The 22,410-nt window shown below is 43.4% G+C and carries 19 protein-coding genes; 6 read left to right on the top strand and 13 right to left on the bottom strand.

Translation table 11 applies throughout. The annotated features are described in order from the left end of the window. Positions 1-47: 47 nt before the first annotated feature. Positions 48-1,484 carry a 6-phospho-beta-glucosidase gene (locus tag DD616_RS11195; protein ID WP_026028850.1) on the bottom strand — a complete coding sequence of 479 codons (1,437 nt, stop codon included), beginning with the start codon at positions 1,482-1,484 and terminating at the stop codon, positions 48-50. A gap of 337 nt (positions 1,485-1,821) precedes the next feature. Between DD616_RS11195 and DD616_RS11190 the strand changes: the two genes are divergently transcribed. After that, complete coding sequence (locus DD616_RS11190) at positions 1,822-3,219, top strand: DEAD/DEAH box helicase (protein WP_459560164.1); 1,398 nt, start codon at positions 1,822-1,824, stop codon at positions 3,217-3,219. 69 nt (positions 3,220-3,288) lie between these two features. On the opposite strand, the gene DD616_RS11185 is transcribed toward DD616_RS11190, so the two are convergent. After that, entirely contained in the window at positions 3,289-5,736 is a 2,448-nt protein-coding gene (locus DD616_RS11185) for a molybdopterin guanine dinucleotide-containing S/N-oxide reductase (protein WP_208872302.1), read from the bottom strand. 22 nt (positions 5,737-5,758) lie between these two features. Next, entirely contained in the window at positions 5,759-6,853 is a 1,095-nt protein-coding gene (locus tag DD616_RS11180) for a NapC/NirT family cytochrome c (RefSeq protein ID WP_017047590.1), read from the bottom strand. Between the two features lie 566 nt (positions 6,854-7,419). On the opposite strand from DD616_RS11180, the gene cspE reads away from it, so the two are divergent. Together cspE and DD616_RS17340 are read left to right on the top strand one after the other, a co-directional pair. Next, positions 7,420-7,632 carry a transcription antiterminator/RNA stability regulator CspE gene (gene cspE, locus DD616_RS11175; protein ID WP_010317961.1) on the top strand — a complete coding sequence of 71 codons (213 nt, stop codon included), beginning with the start codon at positions 7,420-7,422 and terminating at the stop codon, positions 7,630-7,632. Between the two features lie 279 nt (positions 7,633-7,911). Further along, positions 7,912-8,121: a hypothetical protein gene (locus DD616_RS17340; protein WP_013856790.1), complete on the top strand. Its 210-nt coding sequence runs from the start codon at positions 7,912-7,914 to the stop codon at positions 8,119-8,121. A gap of 50 nt (positions 8,122-8,171) precedes the next feature. On the opposite strand, the gene DD616_RS11170 is transcribed toward DD616_RS17340, so the two are convergent. From DD616_RS11170 to DD616_RS11160, 3 genes are read right to left on the bottom strand one after another with little or no spacing between them, the layout of a single operon-like run. Next, positions 8,172-8,645 carry a response regulator gene (locus DD616_RS11170; protein ID WP_010317964.1) on the bottom strand — a complete coding sequence of 158 codons (474 nt, stop codon included), beginning with the start codon at positions 8,643-8,645 and terminating at the stop codon, positions 8,172-8,174. Beyond that, positions 8,632-9,969, bottom strand: coding sequence for an ATP-binding protein (locus DD616_RS11165; protein ID WP_208872301.1), 1,338 nt, complete (start codon positions 9,967-9,969; stop codon positions 8,632-8,634). The genes DD616_RS11170 and DD616_RS11165 overlap by 14 nt, the downstream gene beginning before the upstream one ends. Positions 9,970-9,977: 8 nt before the next feature. Continuing rightward, positions 9,978-11,396: an SLC13 family permease gene (locus DD616_RS11160; protein WP_026028719.1), complete on the bottom strand. Its 1,419-nt coding sequence runs from the start codon at positions 11,394-11,396 to the stop codon at positions 9,978-9,980. 404 nt (positions 11,397-11,800) lie between these two features. Here DD616_RS11160 and DD616_RS11155 point away from each other — a divergent pair, with 404 nt between their 5' ends. The 3 genes from DD616_RS11155 (at position 11,801) to DD616_RS11145 (ending at position 15,708) form a co-directional block, all read left to right on the top strand. After that, positions 11,801-13,432 carry a methyl-accepting chemotaxis protein gene (locus tag DD616_RS11155; RefSeq protein ID WP_026028720.1) on the top strand — a complete coding sequence of 544 codons (1,632 nt, stop codon included), beginning with the start codon at positions 11,801-11,803 and terminating at the stop codon, positions 13,430-13,432. A gap of 54 nt (positions 13,433-13,486) precedes the next feature. Then, positions 13,487-14,710: an alanine racemase gene (gene alr, locus DD616_RS11150; protein ID WP_013856786.1), complete on the top strand. Its 1,224-nt coding sequence runs from the start codon at positions 13,487-13,489 to the stop codon at positions 14,708-14,710. A 143-nt stretch (positions 14,711-14,853) separates the two neighbouring features. Continuing rightward, positions 14,854-15,708, top strand: coding sequence for an EamA family transporter (locus tag DD616_RS11145; protein WP_096036417.1), 855 nt, complete (start codon positions 14,854-14,856; stop codon positions 15,706-15,708). A 10-nt stretch (positions 15,709-15,718) separates the two neighbouring features. Here DD616_RS11145 and DD616_RS11140 read toward each other — a convergent pair whose 3' ends face one another. The 7 genes from DD616_RS11140 to DD616_RS11110 all read right to left on the bottom strand — a co-directional run bounded on the left by DD616_RS11140 (position 15,719) and on the right by DD616_RS11110 (position 22,371). Continuing rightward, a complete protein-coding gene (locus tag DD616_RS11140; protein ID WP_094131948.1) occupies positions 15,719-16,705 on the bottom strand; it encodes a GGDEF domain-containing protein in 987 nt (328 codons plus the stop codon). 149 nt (positions 16,706-16,854) lie between these two features. Then, on the bottom strand, positions 16,855-17,328 hold the full coding sequence (locus DD616_RS11135) for a DUF2947 domain-containing protein (protein ID WP_010320690.1): 474 nt from the start codon (positions 17,326-17,328) through the stop codon (positions 16,855-16,857). 65 nt (positions 17,329-17,393) lie between these two features. Next, positions 17,394-17,975, bottom strand: coding sequence for a ribosomal protein S5-alanine N-acetyltransferase (rimJ, locus tag DD616_RS11130; RefSeq protein ID WP_170907967.1), 582 nt, complete (start codon positions 17,973-17,975; stop codon positions 17,394-17,396). Further along, positions 17,972-19,516, bottom strand: coding sequence for a transcriptional regulator TyrR (gene tyrR, locus DD616_RS11125; RefSeq protein ID WP_208872300.1), 1,545 nt, complete (start codon positions 19,514-19,516; stop codon positions 17,972-17,974). Before tyrR ends, rimJ begins: the two co-directional genes overlap by 4 nt. 122 nt (positions 19,517-19,638) lie before the next feature. Next, complete coding sequence (locus DD616_RS11120; protein ID WP_208872299.1) at positions 19,639-20,664, bottom strand: YcjF family protein; 1,026 nt, start codon at positions 20,662-20,664, stop codon at positions 19,639-19,641. Further along, complete coding sequence (locus tag DD616_RS11115) at positions 20,661-22,040, bottom strand: YcjX family GTP-binding protein (RefSeq protein ID WP_208872298.1); 1,380 nt, start codon at positions 22,038-22,040, stop codon at positions 20,661-20,663. Before DD616_RS11115 ends, DD616_RS11120 begins: the two co-directional genes overlap by 4 nt. Before the next feature lie 145 nt (positions 22,041-22,185). Continuing rightward, positions 22,186-22,371: a hypothetical protein gene (locus DD616_RS11110; protein ID WP_010320694.1), complete on the bottom strand. Its 186-nt coding sequence runs from the start codon at positions 22,369-22,371 to the stop codon at positions 22,186-22,188. Positions 22,372-22,410 lie beyond the last annotated feature (39 nt).

Here is a 22,410-nt window from a genome sequence, read left to right as displayed (position 1 = left end):
AGCTGGATGAACGCTCTCAATCAACAATTATTATTGTTATTCTACGTTTATAATTGTTCGCCATTGGTTTTGATCACGGACTGATACCAGTAAAAGCTTTTCTTTTTACTGCGAGCCATTGAACCAGAACCATCATCGTGTTTGTCTACATAAATGAAACCGTAACGTTTTTTATATTCACCAGTGGTGAACGACACACAATCGATGCAGCCCCAAGGGGTATAGCCCATGACATCAACGCCGTCTATAGCAATGGCCTTCTTCACTTCTCGTATATGTGCTTGTAAATACTCAATCCGATAATCGTCTTGCACTTGGCCTTGCTCATCGACTTCATCGATCGCCCCAAAACCATTTTCGACAATAAAAATCGGTTTCTGGTAGCGTTCATACAGTTCAGAAAGCGCGTAGCGAAGCCCTACCGGGTCAATTTGCCATCCCCAATCAGACGCGGTGAGATAAGGGTTTAAGCGACTTTGTTTGAATAAACTGGTTGTTTCGCCTTCAGCGTTGCGATCATCAGAGACAATATTCGTCATGTAATAGCTGATCGCAAGGTAGTCGGCACAACCCTTACGCAGTATAGCTTCATCGCCATCGAGCATATCAACGGTTATCGATTTTCGCTCCCATTCACGCCAAATATAGCTTGGGTAATAGCCACGGACTTGCACATCGCTGAACAAGTACTTCTCTCTCATCATTTCTTGAGAGCGGATCATATCTTCTGGACGACACGACGCGGGATAAAGCGGCATCATATGAATCATGCTACCCATTTGAAATTGAGGGTTGATCTTATGACCAAGATCGACCACTAAAGCACTGGCAATAAATTGGTGATGCATAACTTGGTACATCACCTGCTCTGGGTTGTCATGTTCAGTGAAGATCACCCCTGAGTTACAGTAGCCAAACAGTGGGAATTCCCAATTTCGCTGGTTATTGATCTCATTGAAGGTAATCCAGTATTTCACTTTCTGTTTATAACGCTCCATCACCACTTGGCTAAAGTTAACGAAGAAATCCACAAGCTTGCGATTTGCCCATCCCCCGTATTGTTGTACAAGGTGGAATGGCATCTCAAAATGCGAAAGCGTAATAACTGGCTCAATGCCGTATTTCAGCAATTCATCAAAAAGATCATCATAAAATTGTAGCCCTGCTTCATTGGGCGAGACTTCGTCACCTTGTGGAAAAATACGAGTCCAAGCAATTGAGGTTCTAAAACATTTAAAACCCATCTCAGCAAAAAGTGCAATGTCACCTTTGTAATGACTATAAAAATCAACGGCTTCATGATTAGGATAGAAATAATTTGCATCCACACCGGAGGTCATCACCCTAGGTACTTCATGCGCTCCTTTTGAGAGCACATCGACAATGCTGACTCCTTTTCCACCTTGGTTCCATCCACCTTCAACTTGATGTGCTGCTACAGCCCCACCCCATAAAAAATCTTTTGGAAAACCATTCGTTGCCATCGTCATCTACCTCGTCTTCATTTGCTGACTCAATGTACCCTTATGTCGATCTAATATGCTATTTCACGCCATGTGGACACGTTGTATAGAAATACATCATCGCTTTGCTACTTTGCGTGACATCATAAACGATTATCGCAAAAATGTAACCGGTTTCGGAAACCGGTTACATTGAAATTAATAATTCTAATGTTCTCGGAAGAAAATACGCACTATTTGTTACTGACAAGTGGCAAACAGAGACATTCCGTAGCACTTTTGCTGTGACTACTGTATGCTTGCGCCTTTCCGCAACGTGATGCGGATCACTTCCTTATTTACATATCGAGACATTTTAATGAGTTTTGCCTCTCTGGGTTTATCCCATGCCATCCTGAAAGCCGTTGCTTCTCAAGGTTACGAAACACCATCGCCAATTCAGGCGCAAGCTATTCCAGCCGTTCTTGAAGGCAAAGATGTGATGGCAGCGGCCCAGACAGGTACCGGGAAAACAGCAGGATTTACCCTGCCCATTTTGGATCTATTAGTTAAAGGCCCAAAAGTAGGCCCCAACCAAGTGCGTGCATTAATTCTGACGCCGACACGTGAATTAGCGGCGCAAGTTGCCGACAACGTGGCAACTTACGGACAAAACCTTCCACTACGCTCTGAAGTTATTTTCGGCGGTGTGAAAGTTAACCCACAGATGATGAAAATGCGTCGTGGAGTAGATATTTTGGTCGCGACACCGGGTCGACTGCTGGATTTATACAACCAAAATGCGATTAAATTTAACCAATTAGAAATTTTGGTCTTAGACGAAGCGGATCGCATGTTAGACATGGGCTTCATTCGTGACATTAAAAAGATCCTTGCACTGCTGCCAGCAAAACGTCAAAACCTACTCTTTTCGGCCACTTTCTCTGATGAAATTCGCCAACTTGCGAAAGGGTTAGTTAACAACCCAGTCGAGATTTCGGTTACGCCACGCAATAGTACCGCCAAAACCGTCAAACAGTGGGTGCATCCTGTAGATAAAGCGAAAAAACCAGCGCTATTGATTCAACTAATCAAAGAAAATAATTGGCAACAAGCGTTGGTATTTACACGAACTAAACACGGCGCTAATCGCTTAACCGCACAACTTGAAGGCAGTGGCATCAGCGCCGCCGCTATTCATGGCAACAAAAGTCAAGGCGCACGTACTAAGGCATTGGCCAATTTTAAAAGTGGTGAGATCCGCATTTTAGTAGCAACGGATATTGCCGCTCGCGGCATTGATATTGACCAATTACCACAAGTGGTAAACTTTGAATTGCCTAACGTCCCTGAAGATTATGTTCACCGAATTGGCCGTACAGGCCGCGCAGGCGCTGAAGGCAATGCGATCTCTTTGGTCTGCGCCGATGAAGCAAAAGACATGTTTGCCATTGAGCGCCTTACCCAAAATTTACTAGAACGAATTGAGGTTGAAGGCTTTGCGCCAGTGAACAAATTACCGGCATCTCCTTCGCTACAACCGATTAAAGCGAAAAAGCCGAAAAAGAACAAACCAGAACATAATGACGGACAGCGCTCTGGTGATGTAGCAAAAGGTCACAGCATAAGCGCGAATACCAAAACTAATGACAGAAAGCCGAAAGCGGCCAATTCCACTCGTTCAAACAGCAACAAACCAAGTGCAAACCAACCCACGAGAAGCGGATCGGCTGGACAAAATAGACCTCGTAGAACAAACAAAATCGCGGCGAGCTGATATTACTCACTGACTACGACTCTCTGATTAAAAAGTAAAGGCCACTCTCATCTAGTGGCCTTTTTGCTTTTACGCGCCTTTGGGCGGTGTGAATGCGGTTAGAGGAAGTGGCTCTCCTGTATATTTCTCTATTTTCACAATTGAAGAGTTACCAGCACAGCCATTGGCTAACCTTGAAGTAGGTATGTCAGCGGTCAGTACGTTGCATCCTCCGTTTTTACATAAACCATGAGGTTTATCAAAATCAGGCCATGCCCCTTCATGAATACAGACCGAACCTTGCTTAATTCCATCCGTGATCAGCGCGCCAACTAAGACTTGGCCACGTTGATTATAAGCACGAACAAGATCGCCATCTTTAATCCCTCGAACTTTTGCATCTTCTGGATGAATCCAGATCGGTTCACGGTTTGCTATCGCATATTGCTCGCGTAGTGCCGCGTAGTTTAACTGGCTATGGAGACGATGAGCCGCATGCGATGTCATCAATTGCAGTTCATCGGCTTGAGCATTCCCTACCCACTCCGTTGGCGGCATCCACATAGGATGTGGCGGGCAATCGCTATATTTGAAGCCTTCGATGGTTTTGGAGAAGATCTCAATCTTGCCACTTGGTGTACCAAGAGGGTTCAGGATAGGATCCTCTCTGAAAGAGGAATAACGCACAAACTTCGCGTTCGCTTCGTTCCATTTCATCTCAATGAGCTGATTTTGTTTCCAAAAATAGCTGAAGTTAGGCATTGCAATCCGATTCTGGCGACCGATAGCTTGAGCTCCTTTATAGAAACCAGCCAACCATTCCATTTCGGATTTATTTTCCGTATACACTGCACGTCCGCCCGGTTTTAACAGCTCCGCCATATCAGCAAATACATCAAAATCATTTCGCGCTTCAAATTGAGGCTCAATTGCTTGTTTCATTGGCACTAAATGTTGATTGCTATAATCCCCTGTCATGGTGAGATCATTACGCTCAAATGACGTCGTGATGGGCAGTACAATATCAGCGTGTTTTGCGGCCGCGGTCCAATAAGGCTCAGAGATAACGATGAGTTCCGGCTTTTGCCACGCTTTAATCAAACGGTTGGTATCTTGATGATGAGTAAAGTTTGCACCGCCCGCCCACCAGATCATTTTGATGTTAGGAAACGTTTTCTCATGCCCGTTGTGTTGATATTGACCGGATGGGTTTTCCAACGCTTCTACAATACGAGCCACAGGAAAACTATTTACTGCTCCAGAAACGGCCCAATCATTACCCGCAGATGAACCACCATCAATGGCCGCTGATATAGCAGGTAAAACACCCGCAGTCCGCGTTGGGTTACCGCCATTGGAATAGTGATATGAAAAACCAAACCCACCACCGGGTAAACCGATCTGCCCTAGCATTGCAGCCAGAGTGACAAGCATCCAGTGTTTTTGTTCACCATATTGCTGACGTTGGATTCCCCAACCAGCCATGATCATGGTTCTATTTTTGCTAAAAATATCAGCCAATAGCTCTAGTTGTTTGGCAGGAACGCCACAAATTGCCTCAGCCCATTGTGCTGTCTTTGGCGTGCCATCAGAATGACCTAGCAGATAAGCTTCAAACTTGTCGTAACCAGCGGTGTATTTATTCAAAAATTCGAGGTTATGTTGGCCCTTTTCAACTAATGAGTGGGCGATCCCCAACATCATCGCAACGTCAGTACCAGGATGCGGTGCAATCCACTGAGCGTTTTCACCAAAAAATTCGATGGTTTCCGAACGCATAGGATCGATAGCGATAATGGTTTTTTTAGAATGTTTGAGTTGATTAAAAAACTCAAGCCCCGCGCCGTCGGTACTGCTCCATGCTATTTTCAGTGTATTAATAGGGTTAAGCCCCCAAAGCACCACAACATCACTACTTTCAAGTACAACAGGGTAAGTTGTTTGTTGTTCATACACTTCTATTGAGCCTACAACGTAAGGCATGATGACTTGCGCAGCACCCGTAGAATAATCACCTAAATGACCCGAATAGCCTCCCGCCATACTCATATAGCGTTGCAGTAGGGTTTGGGCTTTATGTAAAATCCCACTGGATCGCCAGCCGTAAGAGCCCGCAAAAATTGACTCGGCTCCATAAGCAGTGCGAATACGGGCATGCTGTTGGTGGATTAATTGCAGCGCTTTTTCCCAACTAACGCGGACGAACTCATCGTCTCCTCGTTTACCACCTGGCATATGGGGATTGGCTAGAAAACCTTTACGCACCATCGGGTATTTGACCCGCGCTTGAGTATGCACTTGATCTGGCGCTGAGGTTTGTAGACTATTGGGTACGGTTTGCGGCAATGCATTCTTGGAGGAAATAATTTTCCCATCCTTAACTTCAACCAGCATAGCGCCCCAACGCCCAGCAGTCAGTACACCAGCTCCTCGCGGTGCGGAAGCGAGAACTGGCATGGGTTTAACCGAAAAAATAGCGACCGCACCTGCAGTTGCACCAGCGCTTTTTAGAAAACTTCGACGTGTGAGAGTAGTCATCACTGAATCCTTATTTCATTTTTTATTGGGCAACAACATCTTTCGCATTGTATTGGAAATATTTCGTGAGGATTTCTAGATCCTCTGCGGAAATAGAGGTACGGTCCCCCATACTTTTTGCCACAGAAGGCCACGCGTTAACCGTAAAATGGTTACTCGGAATTTTGGCATGACATGTTGAACAGTAAACATTGTCCAATTGCTCAGCGTATGCCCAAAGCGAATCCATTTTTCCCAACACTGGCGTGTCGATGTCCCCGGCAAGTGTTACTTGACGCCACTGATTTCCGTAGGCATCTTCGTTATACTCTTTTACGCTCAATGCTTTTTGCCCTGCTTCAGTTAACATAGCAATCACAGCACGCTTACCTTCACCCATATACAAGACTTGTTCTGCACCTTGCATCTGATAACCACTCAATTCAACGGTGCGCTTGCCATCGCTTTCATTCAATACTTTCAGCGGCGTCGCTGGATTGATCGTTCCGAAATCAGAAATGGGCGTAGATTGCATCGCATAAACAATAGAAGTGCCCACAGGGGTTAACTTTGCCTCTTCGACTAAATGGGCTAATGCTTGGCTGTCCATTTTGACTTCAGGAAGCATGTGTGCCACACCTTTATGGCAATCAATACAGGTTTGATTATTGTCGATACCGTACTGATGCATTTTTTGTGCTTGCGCCGTTTGGTCGTAAATCTCCATCGCATCTTCACTGTGACATGAACGACAGGTCGCAGAATCGTTCGCTTTTAATTGCGCCCAGACAGTTTCAGCCATCTCGGCTCGATGCGCTTCATACTTTTCAGGTGTGCTGATCTTCTTGGTAATGAACTCATGATAGATATCTTTGGACGCCCTGATTTTAGTGACTAAATAATCCATAGTATCAGTGGGGATATGGCAATCAGCACATTCTGCACGGATGCCTTTGGCATTGCTGAAGTGTACCGAGCCTTGATACTCCTGAAAGGGTGCTTGCATAGTATGACAAGAGAGACAAAATTCCGTACTCGACGTTTTTTCTAAGATGACATGAGTCCCTCCAAGGCTTAACCAACCGAGCAGCACCCCAATAGCAAGAACTCCCACTATCATTCTTTTTTTAATATTCATTATTCCTCACAAATCTCAACGGATGTGGTTTTAACAGAACACGTTGCATTTATGTGATGCGCATCGTATTCCATAAGGAAATCATACCCCCAAAGAGGGATGTCAACTTGACAGTAGTCAATTTAGACAAGGAACAGGCGTGACCTATGTCACCTTTCCTATAAATTGATAAAATAGAAAATAAATAGCCACACAGATGATAGAAATTAAAAATACATAAAACACAACCGATTGATATTAAAAATAAAAGATAAAAACCCCAAAGATAGGCAGAGCCTTATCACTGATAATGTTTACTAAAAATGGTTTGAAAAGTAACAAAAATCACGAATAACCTGCTCAGATTCCTAATGCTCAATTATTTTAAAATAAATGCTTTACTTTGATTGAGGACCATGCGATTATGTGTCCGCTCTGTTGAACAGGGTTATTAATGTAACAAGTAAGCCAAAGTTCCCTTTCAGATTCAATTCAAAGTGTCCTCTAGTTTCATGGTCTCATTTAAATAATTCGTCTCAAAGCAACACCTGTATTTTAAAATTTTTTATTTTTATAAGGGACATAACATGTCTAACACTACTACTGGCACTGTAAAATGGTTCAACGAAACTAAAGGTTTTGGTTTCATTTCTCAAAGCAACGGCGGTCCAGATGTATTCGTACACTTCCGCGCTATCGCTTCTGAAGGTTTCAAAACTTTAGCAGAAGGCCAAAAAGTATCTTTTGTTGTAGAACAAGGTGCTAAAGGTCCTCAAGCTGCTAACGTACGTGCTGAATAATTTCGCATGAATGTGTGAGCGTTGGCACCACGCCAGCGCTCTTATTTTTACCTAGATTATAAATTATAGTTATCAACGTTATCGCTCAAACTTCTGCTCCGTTCCCTCTGCTTATCCCGTTCGAACATTCAGCCATTTTTGCATAAACCGTTTTGACAATCCTATTTCTATCTATGTAATATTTTCATTTTTACAAAGGAGATCTACTATGTCTCGTACAACTGGTAGAAAGCGTTTTTGGTTTGCTAAATCTAAAGCAACACAAAAATTACGCTCACTATGAATATTCATTTTAATATTAAACATTGCTCTTGGAATGCGACTATTCATCAACTTAATAGTGACATATTGACACGTCATATATTAAGTCAGATAAATTGCAATTTAGACACTCTTCATCTCAATTTTATTTATGATGAAGAATCTTCTCAAGGACAAATATTGAATGCTGATGACAAGCTTATTGGCCATTTTAATATCATCGATTAATACCCAAACACTTTAATAGCCGCCGTTAAAGTTATTTGGGCATTATTCACTTATCTCAGTTTTGCTAGCACTATTTTCTGATCTAATTCGTTGTGATAGTCTTTATAATCTAAACCTACTTCAAAGATGAATTCTGTCACTAAAGTGCGAACACAATCTACCAGCTCTTTCGCATTCCATGGTTTCTCAAAATACCTATTTACACCTGCAGTGTTAATCGCATTGATCGTATCTGTGTGTGTTGCTTGCCCTGTTAACAGAATTTTCTTTGTTTTCTTAAATCTGGAATCTGCTGCGACCTCGGTTAATAATTCGACTCCTGTCTTTCCTGGCATCACATGATCTGACATCAGCAGCGCAATATGCTCACCTTGTTCGTCAAACTCATCCATTAGATCCAATACTTCATAAGCCGATTCACAATCTTCAATATTCAACCAAGAAGTGAGTGGTTGAAGATCTTGCAGTATCGCACTTAATACTTCCCTTTGATCATCGACACAAATGATATTAAGCTTCTCCATAATCGCTCTCCGTGGGTAATTTAATTCTAAATATTGTTCTTTCATTGTCACTTTTGAGTACGACATTTCCACCATACCCAGAAACAATGCGTTTCACTATTGATAATCCTAGTCCCAAACCAAACGACAACCCTCCTTTTTTGGTGGTGAAGCTTGGTTGGAATATTTTCCGTCTAGTGGCTTCGTTAATTTCAGGACCGTTATTAGCAATGGTTACCAATATACGTTGTTTACTTAATTTGGTTTGTATCTCTATGATTGGCTCTGCTATGTTAGCCATCGCATCACAGGCATTTTTGATGATGTTTACCCAAATTTGTACCAGCTCTGTCTGAGATCCTTTAAATAAGGGTAACGCAGCAGGCCTAATACGAACACTGACACGTCGTAAATCACTCTGTAATAGCGCCAATGCTCGATTGATCGTATCGTTAATATCGAACTCTTCATCTTGATTTATTTCAGTTCGGCCCAGTTGTTTTACTGATTTAACAATGCCAACAGTATGTTTAGAGGCCAAACGTAAATCATGCAAGTCACGGCCCATTTGCCAATAACGGATAGCTAAATGTGGATTTTTCAGCCAGTGCGAAGATAAGTAGTCTTCTGGAACCGCTTTTGCTAAATCTCTTGCCACATTTTTAGGCAGGGCGTATTGCTTTTCGAAAAGAGCACCTCGCCTTCTAGCTTCGTTTGACGATACTTTCTGACCATACATCAAGCCAAAATCGAAAAAGAGGCTCGCTTCAGGATGAACCTCTTCGAGCAGCTCCATAAACAGCACTTCTAATCGCTCAGATTTGCTACTCACTACCCCGATGGCATTGTTCAATTCATGGGCAATGCCCGCCGCTAACTGGCCCAAGGTCGTCATTTGCTCAGCCGAATATAACCTTTCTAATGCTTTTTCTTTTGCCACTGATTCTTGAGTTGCACGTCGTTGACGGCGGGATAATTCATTCACAATAACGGGGGTAAACTGGGCGGTTAAAGGTCCATATTGATCTTCTTCTAAGACGGCCGTAGTTCGGTCGATCCAGGCAAGCTCTACCGTAGATTCAGCCACCACTGTTGAAGAAGCTATCCATTCACCAGAAAAAAAACTGTGCACGCCAATAAAAGCACCCGCACCGGCTGAAAAAACTTTTATCGGTTTATCGCCTTTTTCATTGTAATAGCCACTCAATTCTCCCGACCATACGAAATAGAGTCGATCATTATAACCTTCTTGCTCAATGACAATTCTTCCCGAAGGCAGTTTCACCATCCGTTCAGGATGGCGAAAATAACGATCAATGAGTGCAACAAGTCTTTTATCCGACATAATGCTACCTAACCGATATGACCAACCGCATGAAGTAACCAAACCATAACAAAACTGAGCAGCACCCCAATCACACCGAGGACAACCCCTACTTTAGCCATTTGGTTACTTTGAACGTGCCCGGTAGCATGCGCCAACGCATTAGGTGGTGTACTGATAGGTAATGACATACCAAGTGATGCAGCAAAGGTAACCACGAGAATCAACGTGATTTCTCCACCTAGTGGAGTAAGCGAAGTCATTGAAGCACCAAGCGCGGCCATAATCGGCATTAATAAGTTCGCGGTGGCGGTATGTGACATAAAATTGGCCATAATGAGACACAAAAATGCCGCACCAAATAAAACAACGTAAGGTGAATACTGCGCAAAAGGAATGCTGTTCACCACTAGTTGTGCTAACCCCGTTTTGTCTAATGCAAGTCCTAGCGCAATACCACCAGACACTAACCACAGCACATCCCAAGAAATTTTCTTTAGATCTTCTTTGTTGATGATGCCAGTAAGAGAAAAGACAGCCACGGGTATCAGTGCAACAGTATAAGAGTTCATACCATGGGTTGAGCCCATCAACCAAAGAAGAATGGTCAGAGCAAATGTGACATACACAATAATGGCTTTTGGTGTTTTTAAAAATTTACCTTTAATGGTCAATTCAATTTTTTGTTGCTCTGCTTTAAACATGGCGCTAATCAATACCCATGCGAGTGCCATCATTATGATCACAAACGGCACCCCAAAGGCCATCCATTCACCAAAGGTAATTAAATTTTCACCGACCAGATATTTCAATGCGATCGCATTGGGAGGAGTACCTATTGGCGTACCTATACCGCCAATATTAGCGGCGACCGGAATACACAAAGCAAAAGCAATTCGCCCTGGATCTTTTGGGCCAAACACTGCGATGACTGGCGTTAAGATGGAAAGCATCATCGCTGTTGTTGCGGTATTGGACATAAACATCGAGAAGATGCCAGTAATTAACATCAAGCCTAACATGACATACTTGGGATTCTGGCCAAATGGTTTGAGCAGCACTCGTGCAAGGTTGACATCCAAGCGATACTTAGTGGCGGCCATGGCTAAGAAAAAGCCACCCAAAAACAACATAATAATTGGGCTGGCAAACGTCGCCATGATATCAGTATGTTTTAGCAAGCCACCAAAATGAGCTTCTCCCTCAGCAAGCCTCATAAACCAGATACCTTTATCCGATACCATTAGGAGCTCTAGCACGATCACGACTACCGATGTGGCATAGATTGGGATCGGTTCAAATACCCAACAAAGAGCGGCGAGCAAAAAGATGGCAATCACTCGCTGCTGTATTACGGTCATCCCTTCAAAAGGGAAAGCGGTCATAGGCAACAATAAAATAAGTAATGGAACTAAAATAGGGATGATAAATTTTAAGTAAGGACGCACCATATAAACTCTTCCTGAGTACTCATAGAAACGATAATTAGAGGTGTACTTGAATCTCGAACAACGTTGCCATTATGTTACAGTTACTCAGCAAAAAGTTTGGTGTTAGATCAATGAACAACGATTACCACTAAGGCAAATACTCAGAATGAGGGGTCGCTTGCAAATCCTCTCACCACTCTTAGGTGTTAAACCAATAATCAACCACCCTCACATCATTAAAATTAATCAATCGTTTTATCTTTGCACAATCAAACATCTGCTACTTTAATAGTATAGGTATCGTCAATTTATAGATAACATGATAATATCCGCGACCAATTAGGATGTAGATCACATTGTCGGTAAATGGATGTTGTTCGCTCAAGCGACTTTTGACAAAAACAATCAAAGGTAACTCATTCATGTTTTTAAAAAATCTATCCATCAGACAGAAAATTGCAGGCTCATTTAGCCTCATCGCTTTAATCAACATCCTCTTCGCTTGGTTTTTATATAGCGAACTCCAAGAAGTCAAAAGTCAGTTGGTGAATTTTGCCGACGATACACTGCCTGCACTACAACACGTAGATTCAATGGGAGATAAACTCTCCTATTGGCGTCGTACGCAGTTTGCTTCCTTGCTCACCGATGATATAAACGAAGTGAAACAACGCCTAGTGACTAGCCGTCAATTACAACAAGAGGTTGATGCAGGTTTAAAACAGTATGGAAAAAGTGTTTGGCCAGGAGAAGAGGAGCAAACATTCAAGAGTTTGATGGCTAATTGGGATAGTTACACAACGATCATGACTCAGTTTAATCAGGCTTTAGCGAACAATGACAAAAATAGTGCGCATAAACTGCTAAACCAATCTCTCGATAATTTTCGTCATATTGAAGCCGACATAAAAACGCTGATTGGCATCTTGCAAAAAGCAATGGATGGCAACAAAAGCTATATTCTTAAAGCAGTTGACACACTGAACACTTCATCAAGTATCAGTAATGTTTCCATTATCGTCGTCATGGTCATTATCACCCTCTTCTTGACTCGCATAATTTGTGGACCTTTACGATTAGTTGTTGACCAAGCAAACGCGATTGCAGAAGGTAACTTAGCAAAACAGATCGATCGTAATGCTATTGGCAATGACGAATTAGGTGAACTTGCCGATGCCTCACAAAAGATGCAGAACAATTTACGTCAACTGATCGAAGAGATCATCTCCGCTGTAACACAACTAAGCAGTGCTGTGGAAGAGATGAGTCAAATCTCCAATATCTCAGCTCAAGGTATGAAAGAGCAGCAATATCAGATCACACAAGTCGCAACAGCGATGACGCAAATGAAAGCCGCAGTGGCCGATGTAGCACGCAACACGGAAGACTCAGCATCACAAGCAAGTAGTGCCAACACTAAAGCCAAAGAGGGTGCGACAGACAATGCCGCGATGGTGAGCTCCATTCAACAAGTGGCTACAATTATTGGTCAGGCTGGCGAAACCGTTGCAAATTTAGAACAACAATCCACACAAATTAACGTGGTACTTGACGTTATTCGTAACATCGCTGAGCAAACAAACCTATTGGCACTGAACGCTGCGATTGAAGCAGCCCGCGCTGGTGAATCTGGCCGAGGCTTTGCTGTTGTTGCCGATGAAGTGCGCACCCTTGCGGGAAGAACTCAAGCTTCAACTGGCGAAATCACAACCATTATTGAAAAATTACAAACCATGGCAGGCGAAGCAAAAGAAGCAACCGAACGTTCGCGCGTCAGCATTGACTCTTGCGTCGTTCAAGGAACTCACTCGCAGCAATTGATGGTTTCAATTGAAAACTCAGTAGCTCAAATTGCGGATATGGGAACACAAATCGCCAGTGCTTGTAGTGAACAAGATTCCGTTGCCGATGAACTAAGCCGCAACATTGAAAATATTCATACGGCTTCACAAGAAGTCGCGCAGGGTTCAGAACAAACGGCGCAAGCTTGCCACGAACTCAGTCAATTATCGGTCACATTGCAAGACGCAATGGGGCGTTTCAAACTTAACTAAAATAGAGTCAGCCCCTAACGGGGCTTTCTTGTTTTTACTTACCTAGGAGATAGAATGAATTTCAAAGCCTCTTTTCTTACACTGTCAATTGCCATGGCTTTACCCTCTTTTTCAGCGACTTCTGCACCTTTGAGCCTTAACGTCAGTGAGCCTTCTATACAAGAAATTCAGCAATCCAATACTTGGCTTGAGATCGATCTTGGCCAATTCAAACAAAATATTGAGCAGTTTAAGAGCCACATCAACAGCCAAACTAAAATTTGCGCCGTGATGAAGGCTGATGCTTACGGCAACGGTATTCGCGGTTTAATGCCAACTATTCTCGCGCAAGGGATCCCTTGTATCGCAATTACCAGTAATGCAGAGGCTAGAGCCGTACGTGAGAGCGGGTTTAAAGGCCAGTTGATGCGTGTTCGCTCTGCGAGCATTGATGAAATCGCACAAAGTGTCGAGTTAGATATCGAAGAGCTCATCGGTAGTAAAATACAAGCTGAGCAACTCGCTCAGCTAAGCCAGCAAAAAGGTAAAACGATAAGAGTACATTTGGCATTAAATGATGGCGGTATGGGACGCAATGGTATCGATATGTCAACCGATGCAGGAAAACAAGAATCGATTGCGATTGCTACTCAAAGTGGCATACAAATTGTTGGGATAATGACGCATTTCCCCAATTACAACCCAGACGAAATCCGCAGCAAGTTGGCCAGTTTTAATACCAATTCAGCTTGGTTGATTCAGCAAGCAAACCTAAAACGCGATGAACTGATTTTGCATGTTGCCAACTCCTACACTGCTCTCAATGTACCGGAAGCACAACTTGATATGGTACGTCCTGGCGGCGTCCTATATGGCGACTTACCAACTAACCCGGAATATCCGTCAATCGTCTCATTCAAAACACGTATTGCGTCATTGCATCATCTTCCTAAAGGAAGCACTGTTGGCTATGACAGTACATACCGCGTAACCAAAGAGAGTGTTTTGGCAAATCTGCCTGTTGGCTATTCAGATGGTTACCCAAGAAAAATGGGCAATCGCGGTGACGTATTGATTAACGGTCAACGAGCAAAGGTGGTTGGAGTAACCTCAATGAACACCACATTGGTTGACGTAACCGATGTGAAAGGCGTCCTTCCTAATCAGGAAGTCACCTTGTTTGGCGCGCAAAAGCAAGGCCGAATCACTGTCAGTGAGCTGGAAGAAAATGCAGAGCTCATATTCCCTGAACTGTATACGATTTGGGGAACGGCAAACCCTCGTTTCTACATCCACTAAGCCAAGCCCACTTAATTTATCTTTTGGTCCGTGAGTGTTTTGCACTCACGGTATCCCCTTTTAATTCACCGCTCGTTGTTCCTATTAACCCCTTTATTTTTCAGGCATAATCGGCCCGTTCCTTTTATTTCATATGGATGCGCATGCAACCGATTAAATCCCCTATATTCTTGGCTGTGTTAACTCTACTCTTGGCCATGACCACCATTCAATCTGGCGCGTCACTAGCCAAGCAGTTATTTCCTATTGTTGGCCCAGGTGGAACAATTGCACTGCGCGTTGGTCTCTCTGCATTAATACTGTTAATGATTTTTCGCCCATGGCAGTTACGACTTTCTCTTTCACAATGGCGCTCAATGATCATTTACGGAGCAAGCCTAGGTGGCATGCAACTGATGTTCTATTTTGCTATTGAACGAATTCCTCTTGGTATTGGGGTTGCGTTGGAGTTTTCTGGGCCATTACTCATTGCATTTCTCTCATCTAAACGCAAAAAAGATCTGATTTGGGTTGCGCTTGCTATTTTGGGCATTGTTTTTTTATTGCCCGATCTAACGGGTGTCGATGCACTTGATCCGATTGGCGTTGCACTGGCTTTAGCGGCCGGCGGATGCTGGGCAGCCTACATATGGTTTGGTCAAAGGGCGGGGAGTGTCGGTTCTGGAGGCGCAACCGTTGCGATAGGGATGACAATTGCGGCCCTGTTTGCGTTTCCAATCGGCGTTGTATTATCAGAGGCGTCTATTTTTACGTGGTCAATACTGCCTATGGCGTTATCTGTCGCGATTCTTTCAAGCGCCGTACCTTATTGCCTAGAAATGTCGGCTTTAAAGCGTTTGTCTACACAACACTTTAGTGTGTTAATGAGCTTAGAGCCCGCCATCGCCGCATTAGCTGGATTAATTATTCTTCAAGAACAATTAAGCTTAACGCAATGGATCGCCATTACGATGATCATCACTGCCTCAATGGGTAGCACGCTATCGGCGAAGAAATAAGGTGAACCGTTCAAAATAGTTCGGCACTACTGTCCCCCTCTTCGTTTTCAATGAATACACCGCTACGCAACAAGTCTTCATAACATTGTACTTGATTGCGGCCGTGGTTTTTGGCGAAGTAGAGTGCTTTGTCTGCTCTATCTAGAATCGTTGAGAGATATTCTCTTGGCGAGATAGAGCAGATACCAATGCTAAGCGTGATATGTTGAACCTGAGGAAAACGAAACTGCTCGATGTGCTGTCTAAACCTCTCGGTTCTGTTTAGCACGACCTCATACTCACTGGCAGGGAAAATAATGACGAACTCTTCTCCTCCAAACCGAAACAGTTGTTCTTGATTAAGAAAAAAATTCTGCATTTGCTGAGCCACCAAGAGCAAAACTTCATCGCCAATCAGATGGCCAAAATTATCATTGATCCGTTTAAAATGGTCGAGATCAATGATGGCAACCCAAGGCATCACTGAACCTACTGTCGTCGTTTCAGGAAGCACATCAAAGCTAAGGCGCAACCTATCCTCTAACGTCCTTCGATTCAACAACCCTGTCAGTTTGTCACGCTCATTTTCATGCAATAATAAAACGTAATTTTGGTAAATTTTAACAAAGCCTTCAATGAGCATTCGATATTGTTTGGGCGGAACTTTTAGAATCAGAGACAACCTAGCAGAAAAACTATCGTTGATCGCAATAGGGTAAATGCAATGGTATCCGTTTGTACCTAAATCTTCTATTTTGGGCTCGATATCAGAATGGTTATGTTCATAACTTGGAACCGTCTCGCCCTCATATTCCCAGTTAATTTCAAATTTTCCAGGTATACGGCTACAGATAGTAGCTTTTGCAATGACATAGGAATGAGGTCCAATATAATGTTCTAAGCAGGCCGATTTCAGAGGCAACATCTCGACTAGAGCGCTGATGACACAATAACCCAATGACACCGCATTTTTCTGCCCCGTAATTTCAACAACAGACTGGAGAATTTTATCGTCCATGCGCCCTCCCGAACATATCTTATGATCAGTATAGGAAAGAATGGGTAGCGTGATGTTATAAAGTTTGTATCAATTAAATAACTTTCGAGTACTGTAGAACGAATAAAAAGCAGCCTAGGCTGCTTTTTATTCGTTTATTCGTTTATTCGTTACTTTCTATTACCCAATTTGACTTTGCCATTTGAACCAAACCATAACGCTTGAGCACGGCGACGCCCCAATAAAATTGGCCCATCATCGTAAAATAAGAAATTTTTCCAGTATTTTTTAAATACCGACCATTGGGTTTCGATAATATTGTACTTTTCATAACAAAAATAAACGGTCACGTCATTTTGCCAATCAATATGGGCCAAAATATCAACGGGTAATGATTCATCGTCACTTTCCCATTCTTTCATCCAACTGATTTCATTGATCCAACTGCCTGCTTTACGAGGCCAATCTTGAGAACTTAACCTCTCTGAATCTGGGCTTTGAGCACTGATATTTTCCAGCCAAAACTGAGCCGCTCTGGCTTGAGACATGGGTTTAATATGCACCAGATCTTGCTCAGGAACTGGCATTGATTGGTGAGTGAAAATCCATTTTCTTTGGTATTGATCCAAAGGCAAATACGACATTGAATTTCCTTAATGTTTTAGCTGACTTGTGAATATAGCCGCTTTACTTTTAAAACGATAACCCATTAGCTTGGGCGCCAATCAGCATTAATCAATGCTGTTAGGTTGTGATCTTCCCATTGGCCATCAATGAGCAAATAATTTTTAGCGTGACCTTCGGCCTGAAAGCCCATTTTCATCAACACCGCTTCACTGCGTTTGTTGATTGGCATATAACCAGCCATGATACGGTGTAGGTTTTGTACCTTAAACATGTAGTGGCACGCCATTTTTAATGCACGGCCCATGATGCCTTTACCTTGTGCATTCTTCGCTAACGAATAGCCGAGATTACAAGCATAAAATGGAAAGCGCGAGAGGTTACTAAACGAAATGGTGCCAAGCATGTCACCACTGTTGATATCGATGATGAGCAAATAATAGCCTAATTGCATTTTATGCAGCTCACCAAGTTTAATCAGTCGCTGCGCCCACCCGTGAGCCTCAAAAAACGCCGCTTCTCGCTTAGGTTCCCAAGGCCGTAAATGTTCACGATTACTCGTAAAATAGGCGGCGATCATCTCCGCATCTTCAAGTTTTGCGGTTCGCACTAAAATATCATTGTCCACTTCATACACTTGGGACAAGGTGCTGCATGACTGCATCAATTTTTCCTAATTCCGTAGTCGCGTAGCTTATTGGCGATAGAGGTGTGTGATACGTTTAAACGCTTGGCCAACTTACGGCTTGAAGGGAAAGACTGATATAAACGTTCCAAAATTTGAGATTCATACTCTTTCATGATGTCATCTAATGAGCCATCAAGATTGACATGGGTATTGCCAGTATGAACGGTTTCAAGCTGTGGCAGATGGAAGAGATCCACTGTTAACTGATTATCAGACATCTCCGTTAGCGCCCTGAGCACCATGTTGTCCAACTGTCGTACGTTGCCTGGCCATTGGTAATGAGAGAGCTGATCCGCCAAATCTTCCGCTAGTAGTGGTTTGGCCATACCCATTTTCTTAATGTGTTTCGCCACGAACAGTTCAAGCAATGGCTGAATGTCGTTAGACCGCTCACGCAAAGTAGGAATACGGAGAGTTAACACATTCAGACGATAAAAAAGATCTTCACGAAATGCGCCTGATTCGGCTAAATCCGCCAACTTGTGACGCGTCGAGGCAATCACACGAACATTAACATGAACTTCATGCTCCTCACCAACGCGGCGGAATGTACCATCTTGCAAGAAGCGCAGTAGTTTAATTTGTAAATGAGGGCTCATCTCCCCTATTTCATCGAGAAAAACAGTACCGCCATTCGCCTGTTCAAAAATACCCTTGTGACCTTGTTGATGATTAAATGCCCCTGGCGCATGACCAAACAACTCCGTTTCCGCAACATCATCCGGCATTGAAGCACAACTCAGAACTAAGAAAGGAAAGGAGGCACGGTGAGAGCGATTATGACAAGCCTTGGCCAACATCTCTTTACCCGTTCCGGTTTCGCCTTCTATAAGCAAAGGTTGATCAAGCATTGACAGCTTCTTAGCTTGGCTAATGAGCGCTTTATGGCGGTTAGACACTCCGACAAAATGTTCAAAACCAAGGTTATTGTGTAAAGGCAAAGCATCATCGACGACGCCGCTAGGGCTTTTAGAACGAATCATCATCATGGTACTCGCCAAGGTGGATTCTTTCGACTCACCCGTAATATAAACAGGCATCATCTCCATCAGATAATCGAGACCATCGTGCACGATCTCCTCACGTTGTCGTGCTTTGTTGCCTTCAAGCCAGCGTGATAGGTTAAAGAAAGGTAATAATGCCGAAATGGGCTGCCCTATCACCTCTTTCTCTGTTTTGTTAAACAGCGATAGTGCTGAATAGTTTGCCATATCAACAAACCCTTTCAGATCAATCGCCAGCACCGCATCAGGCACGTTGTTGAGTAATGAAATTAACTCGGTGTTATGCCGCTCCATGGGCATGAATTGAATTTTCCGAACATCTTTTACGCCAGAAATTCGGCGAATTTCAGCCATCAATTCACTGAATGTTTCAAAATCAATGTCAGGGCAGTTGAGGTAAATAATGCCGATGACATCGATTTCAATCCCACGCAAATCAATGTTTCTCGATGCAAGAATATCGAGCAGTTCTCGGGTTAGGCCGAGTCTATCTTCACAAGAGACTTCAAGACGCACTTAAAAATCCTAATAAAAAGTGTCAGGAAAAGTTGACAGTAGTTTCTATCAAGCCTTGTATGGCGTCAAGTTATCTCATGTTTTGAGGTTCACATTCGGGCATATTATTTGATAAATGTTGCTTATTTCACCGTAAGCGCGGCGATTCTTGCGACGATCTGTTTGCGAATCGCCCCTAATTTCACTTTTCTGTCTGGCTGCCATGTCATCGGCCTGAGCAGTGCCATGGCTTTCAAACCAAGACGAGCGGTCAATATTCCCACTCCTAAACCTTGCCCTGCCCGCGCGGATACTTTTCCGGCTAAATCCATAGACAGGAGATCCATGCTGGCGTCGATGGCGAGTTCGCTGGCACCTGCCGCTGCCATATTAACCAATACTGACTTAAATAAAGAGAGACGAGACCAGTAACCCAATGGCACTCCATACAGTTTTGCTAGTTGATCAATCATAGTGAAATTACGCCATGCCACTAACAACATATCTGCGATGGCTAAAGGGCTAATTGCCACTAGTGCTGCCGCTTCTGTTGAATATTGTGAGACGATTTTGGTTGCTTGTTTATCTTGTTCACTCACCACCATAGCATCGTACATATCGAGTATTTCAGCATCGCTGTGTGAAGCATTAACGCTGTTTAACCAACGATCATAGGCTGGGCTTTCGGTTTTTATGCCACTTTGTTTAGCTAGAGCTTGGCAGAACGCGAGCCCATGGCCAACGCTGTCGGTTTGCATGAGCTGTTCGCTTTGCTCTTGAATACTAAAATGATGGCGAAGTGCTCGTAACTTCCACAGCTCTTTGATTAAGGTACTTAAGCCTAACGATGCCAAACCAGCAATAAATCCCGCCCAGCCTAATGCTAACCAGTCCGCTGATTGAATCGCCGTGATAACTGAATCGATAACTTGCCAACCGATTAAACCTGCAAAGCTTATAACTAACGCCGCAGCTCGCCATTTCCGACCTTGTGGTGGGCGAATGATTTGCTCCAACTCTTTTTCCGCAGCACTCTCTTCATTGCTGATCGGCATTGGAATGAAGGCTTCATTATTTTGAAATTGCTGTTGAGCCGTAAGCTCTGGCGTACTCTTCTGTTGTGGTTCTAATTTTTGATTAAAGATTTGCTTGGTTTCTAAATCACTCATTTCAGCTTATCTCCAATTAAATATTCCAACGCTTTATCTAAACGGATATGAGGGCAAGGTTCATCACAGCTAAATGCTCTTGGTTTAAAACTGGTGAATTCAAACCCTTGATGCTGCCAATACTCTTTGTTAGGTAACTTTTTCGGCACATCGCCGGGGAAAATGGTCAAAGTTTCGCCATTGAGCGTCACACCTTGTAAGGCTGGAATGGTGCGCTCACCGCTATCAATAAAACCCGCTTGTGTGGCCTGTATCGATGCCATACTGATGCAACTCATCTCAATATTCTCATAGGCGGCGCTTTGCCAAGCAGGATGAACCATCTGCTGCAGTAACGACACCAAATGCGGGTGTTGTTCAGGGGTGACATGATCCGCTTTGGTTGCGGCAAACAGCACTTTGTCTATCTTGGGTGCAAACAGACGCTTGAGTAAACCATTACGACCATAACGAAAGCTATGCATAATCTGTTCAAGCGCACGACGCATATCCAAAAAGGAGTCGTAGCCGTCATTGAGTGGAGATAAGCAATCGACTAACACAATCTGCCGATCAAACGTGGCAAAATAATTTTTGTAAAAAGCTTTCACAACCTTGTTTTGGTATTCTTCATAGCGTGCTTTTAACATGCTGTAATTACTATTGGGAGCCGGCTTGTCTTCACCGTACGGATTACGGCATGGGAAAAATTGCAGAACAGGCGCACCTTCTAGCTCTCCCGGCAACACAAAACGCCCCGGTTGCACCCAATGTAAACCAGCATTTTTACACGCGTGCAAATACTCCGTAAACAGCATCGACAGTGAAGCAAGCTTTTGCTCATTGGTATCATGCGTTACATCAAGTTTAGCTAACCCCTCAAGCCACGGCTCGGCTAATGAGGAACGCAGTCCACTTAGCGCTGAAAACTGCTGTTCTGACCACTGTTCATAGGTCATTTCGAGCAGAGGCAGATCCAACAGCCATTCACCCGGATAGTCGATAATATCGAGATAAAGTGTGGCTGTGTGACCAAATAATTTTTTACTGCGCTTTTTAGGTTTGTATTTGATCGCTAGGCGAATTTCGCTGACGTCACGAGTGGGCACAGGCCAATGTGGCGGTTCGCTGTGTAACTGTGACATCGCTTCATCGTAAGCAAAGCGTGGAACCATTAAGTTAGTTTGAGGGACACGTTTTGCACCCACAATGCGTCGGTCACGCGTTGCGGAAAATAGCGGTAAATTATCATGGGTAGAGGTGTGCAGTAATTGGTTCACTAAGGAGGTAATAAAAGCCGTTTTCCCCGCTCGCGATAACCCCGTGACAGCAATTCGAACGTGCGAATCTAATCCACGGTTAATTAAATCAGTCATTTCTCGACGAATGTGCTTCATTCACTCACTCCACTTCATTTGATGACGCTATTTTATGTGTATTCATCTTAATCAGAGATGAACAAAAAGCCCCTGACGAGAATCAGAGGCTTAGGCTTTTTTGGCCAAAAAATTCGCTGTTCTGTGTTGAGCCGCTCACATCGGCTCAATCATCTTCTATTAATTTATAAATCACAAACAATGCAGCCTCAAGCATCACCCATAACACGCAGGTGATTGTGACGTACTTATCATCGAAGATGCTGATGCCATGTAGAATAAGGTCATAGCCGAGGAAAACCCCAACCACAATAGCGATAATAATTTGTAATATTTTAATAAAACGAGGCATCTACCCTCCTAGTTTTGCAAATGAGCATTTCAATTATCT

The organism is Vibrio anguillarum (assembly GCF_003390515.1).
Lineage (GTDB): Bacteria > Pseudomonadota > Gammaproteobacteria > Enterobacterales > Vibrionaceae > Vibrio > Vibrio anguillarum.
Note: the sequence above shows the minus strand (reverse complement) of the source record. Positions and strands in the feature narration are given on the sequence as shown.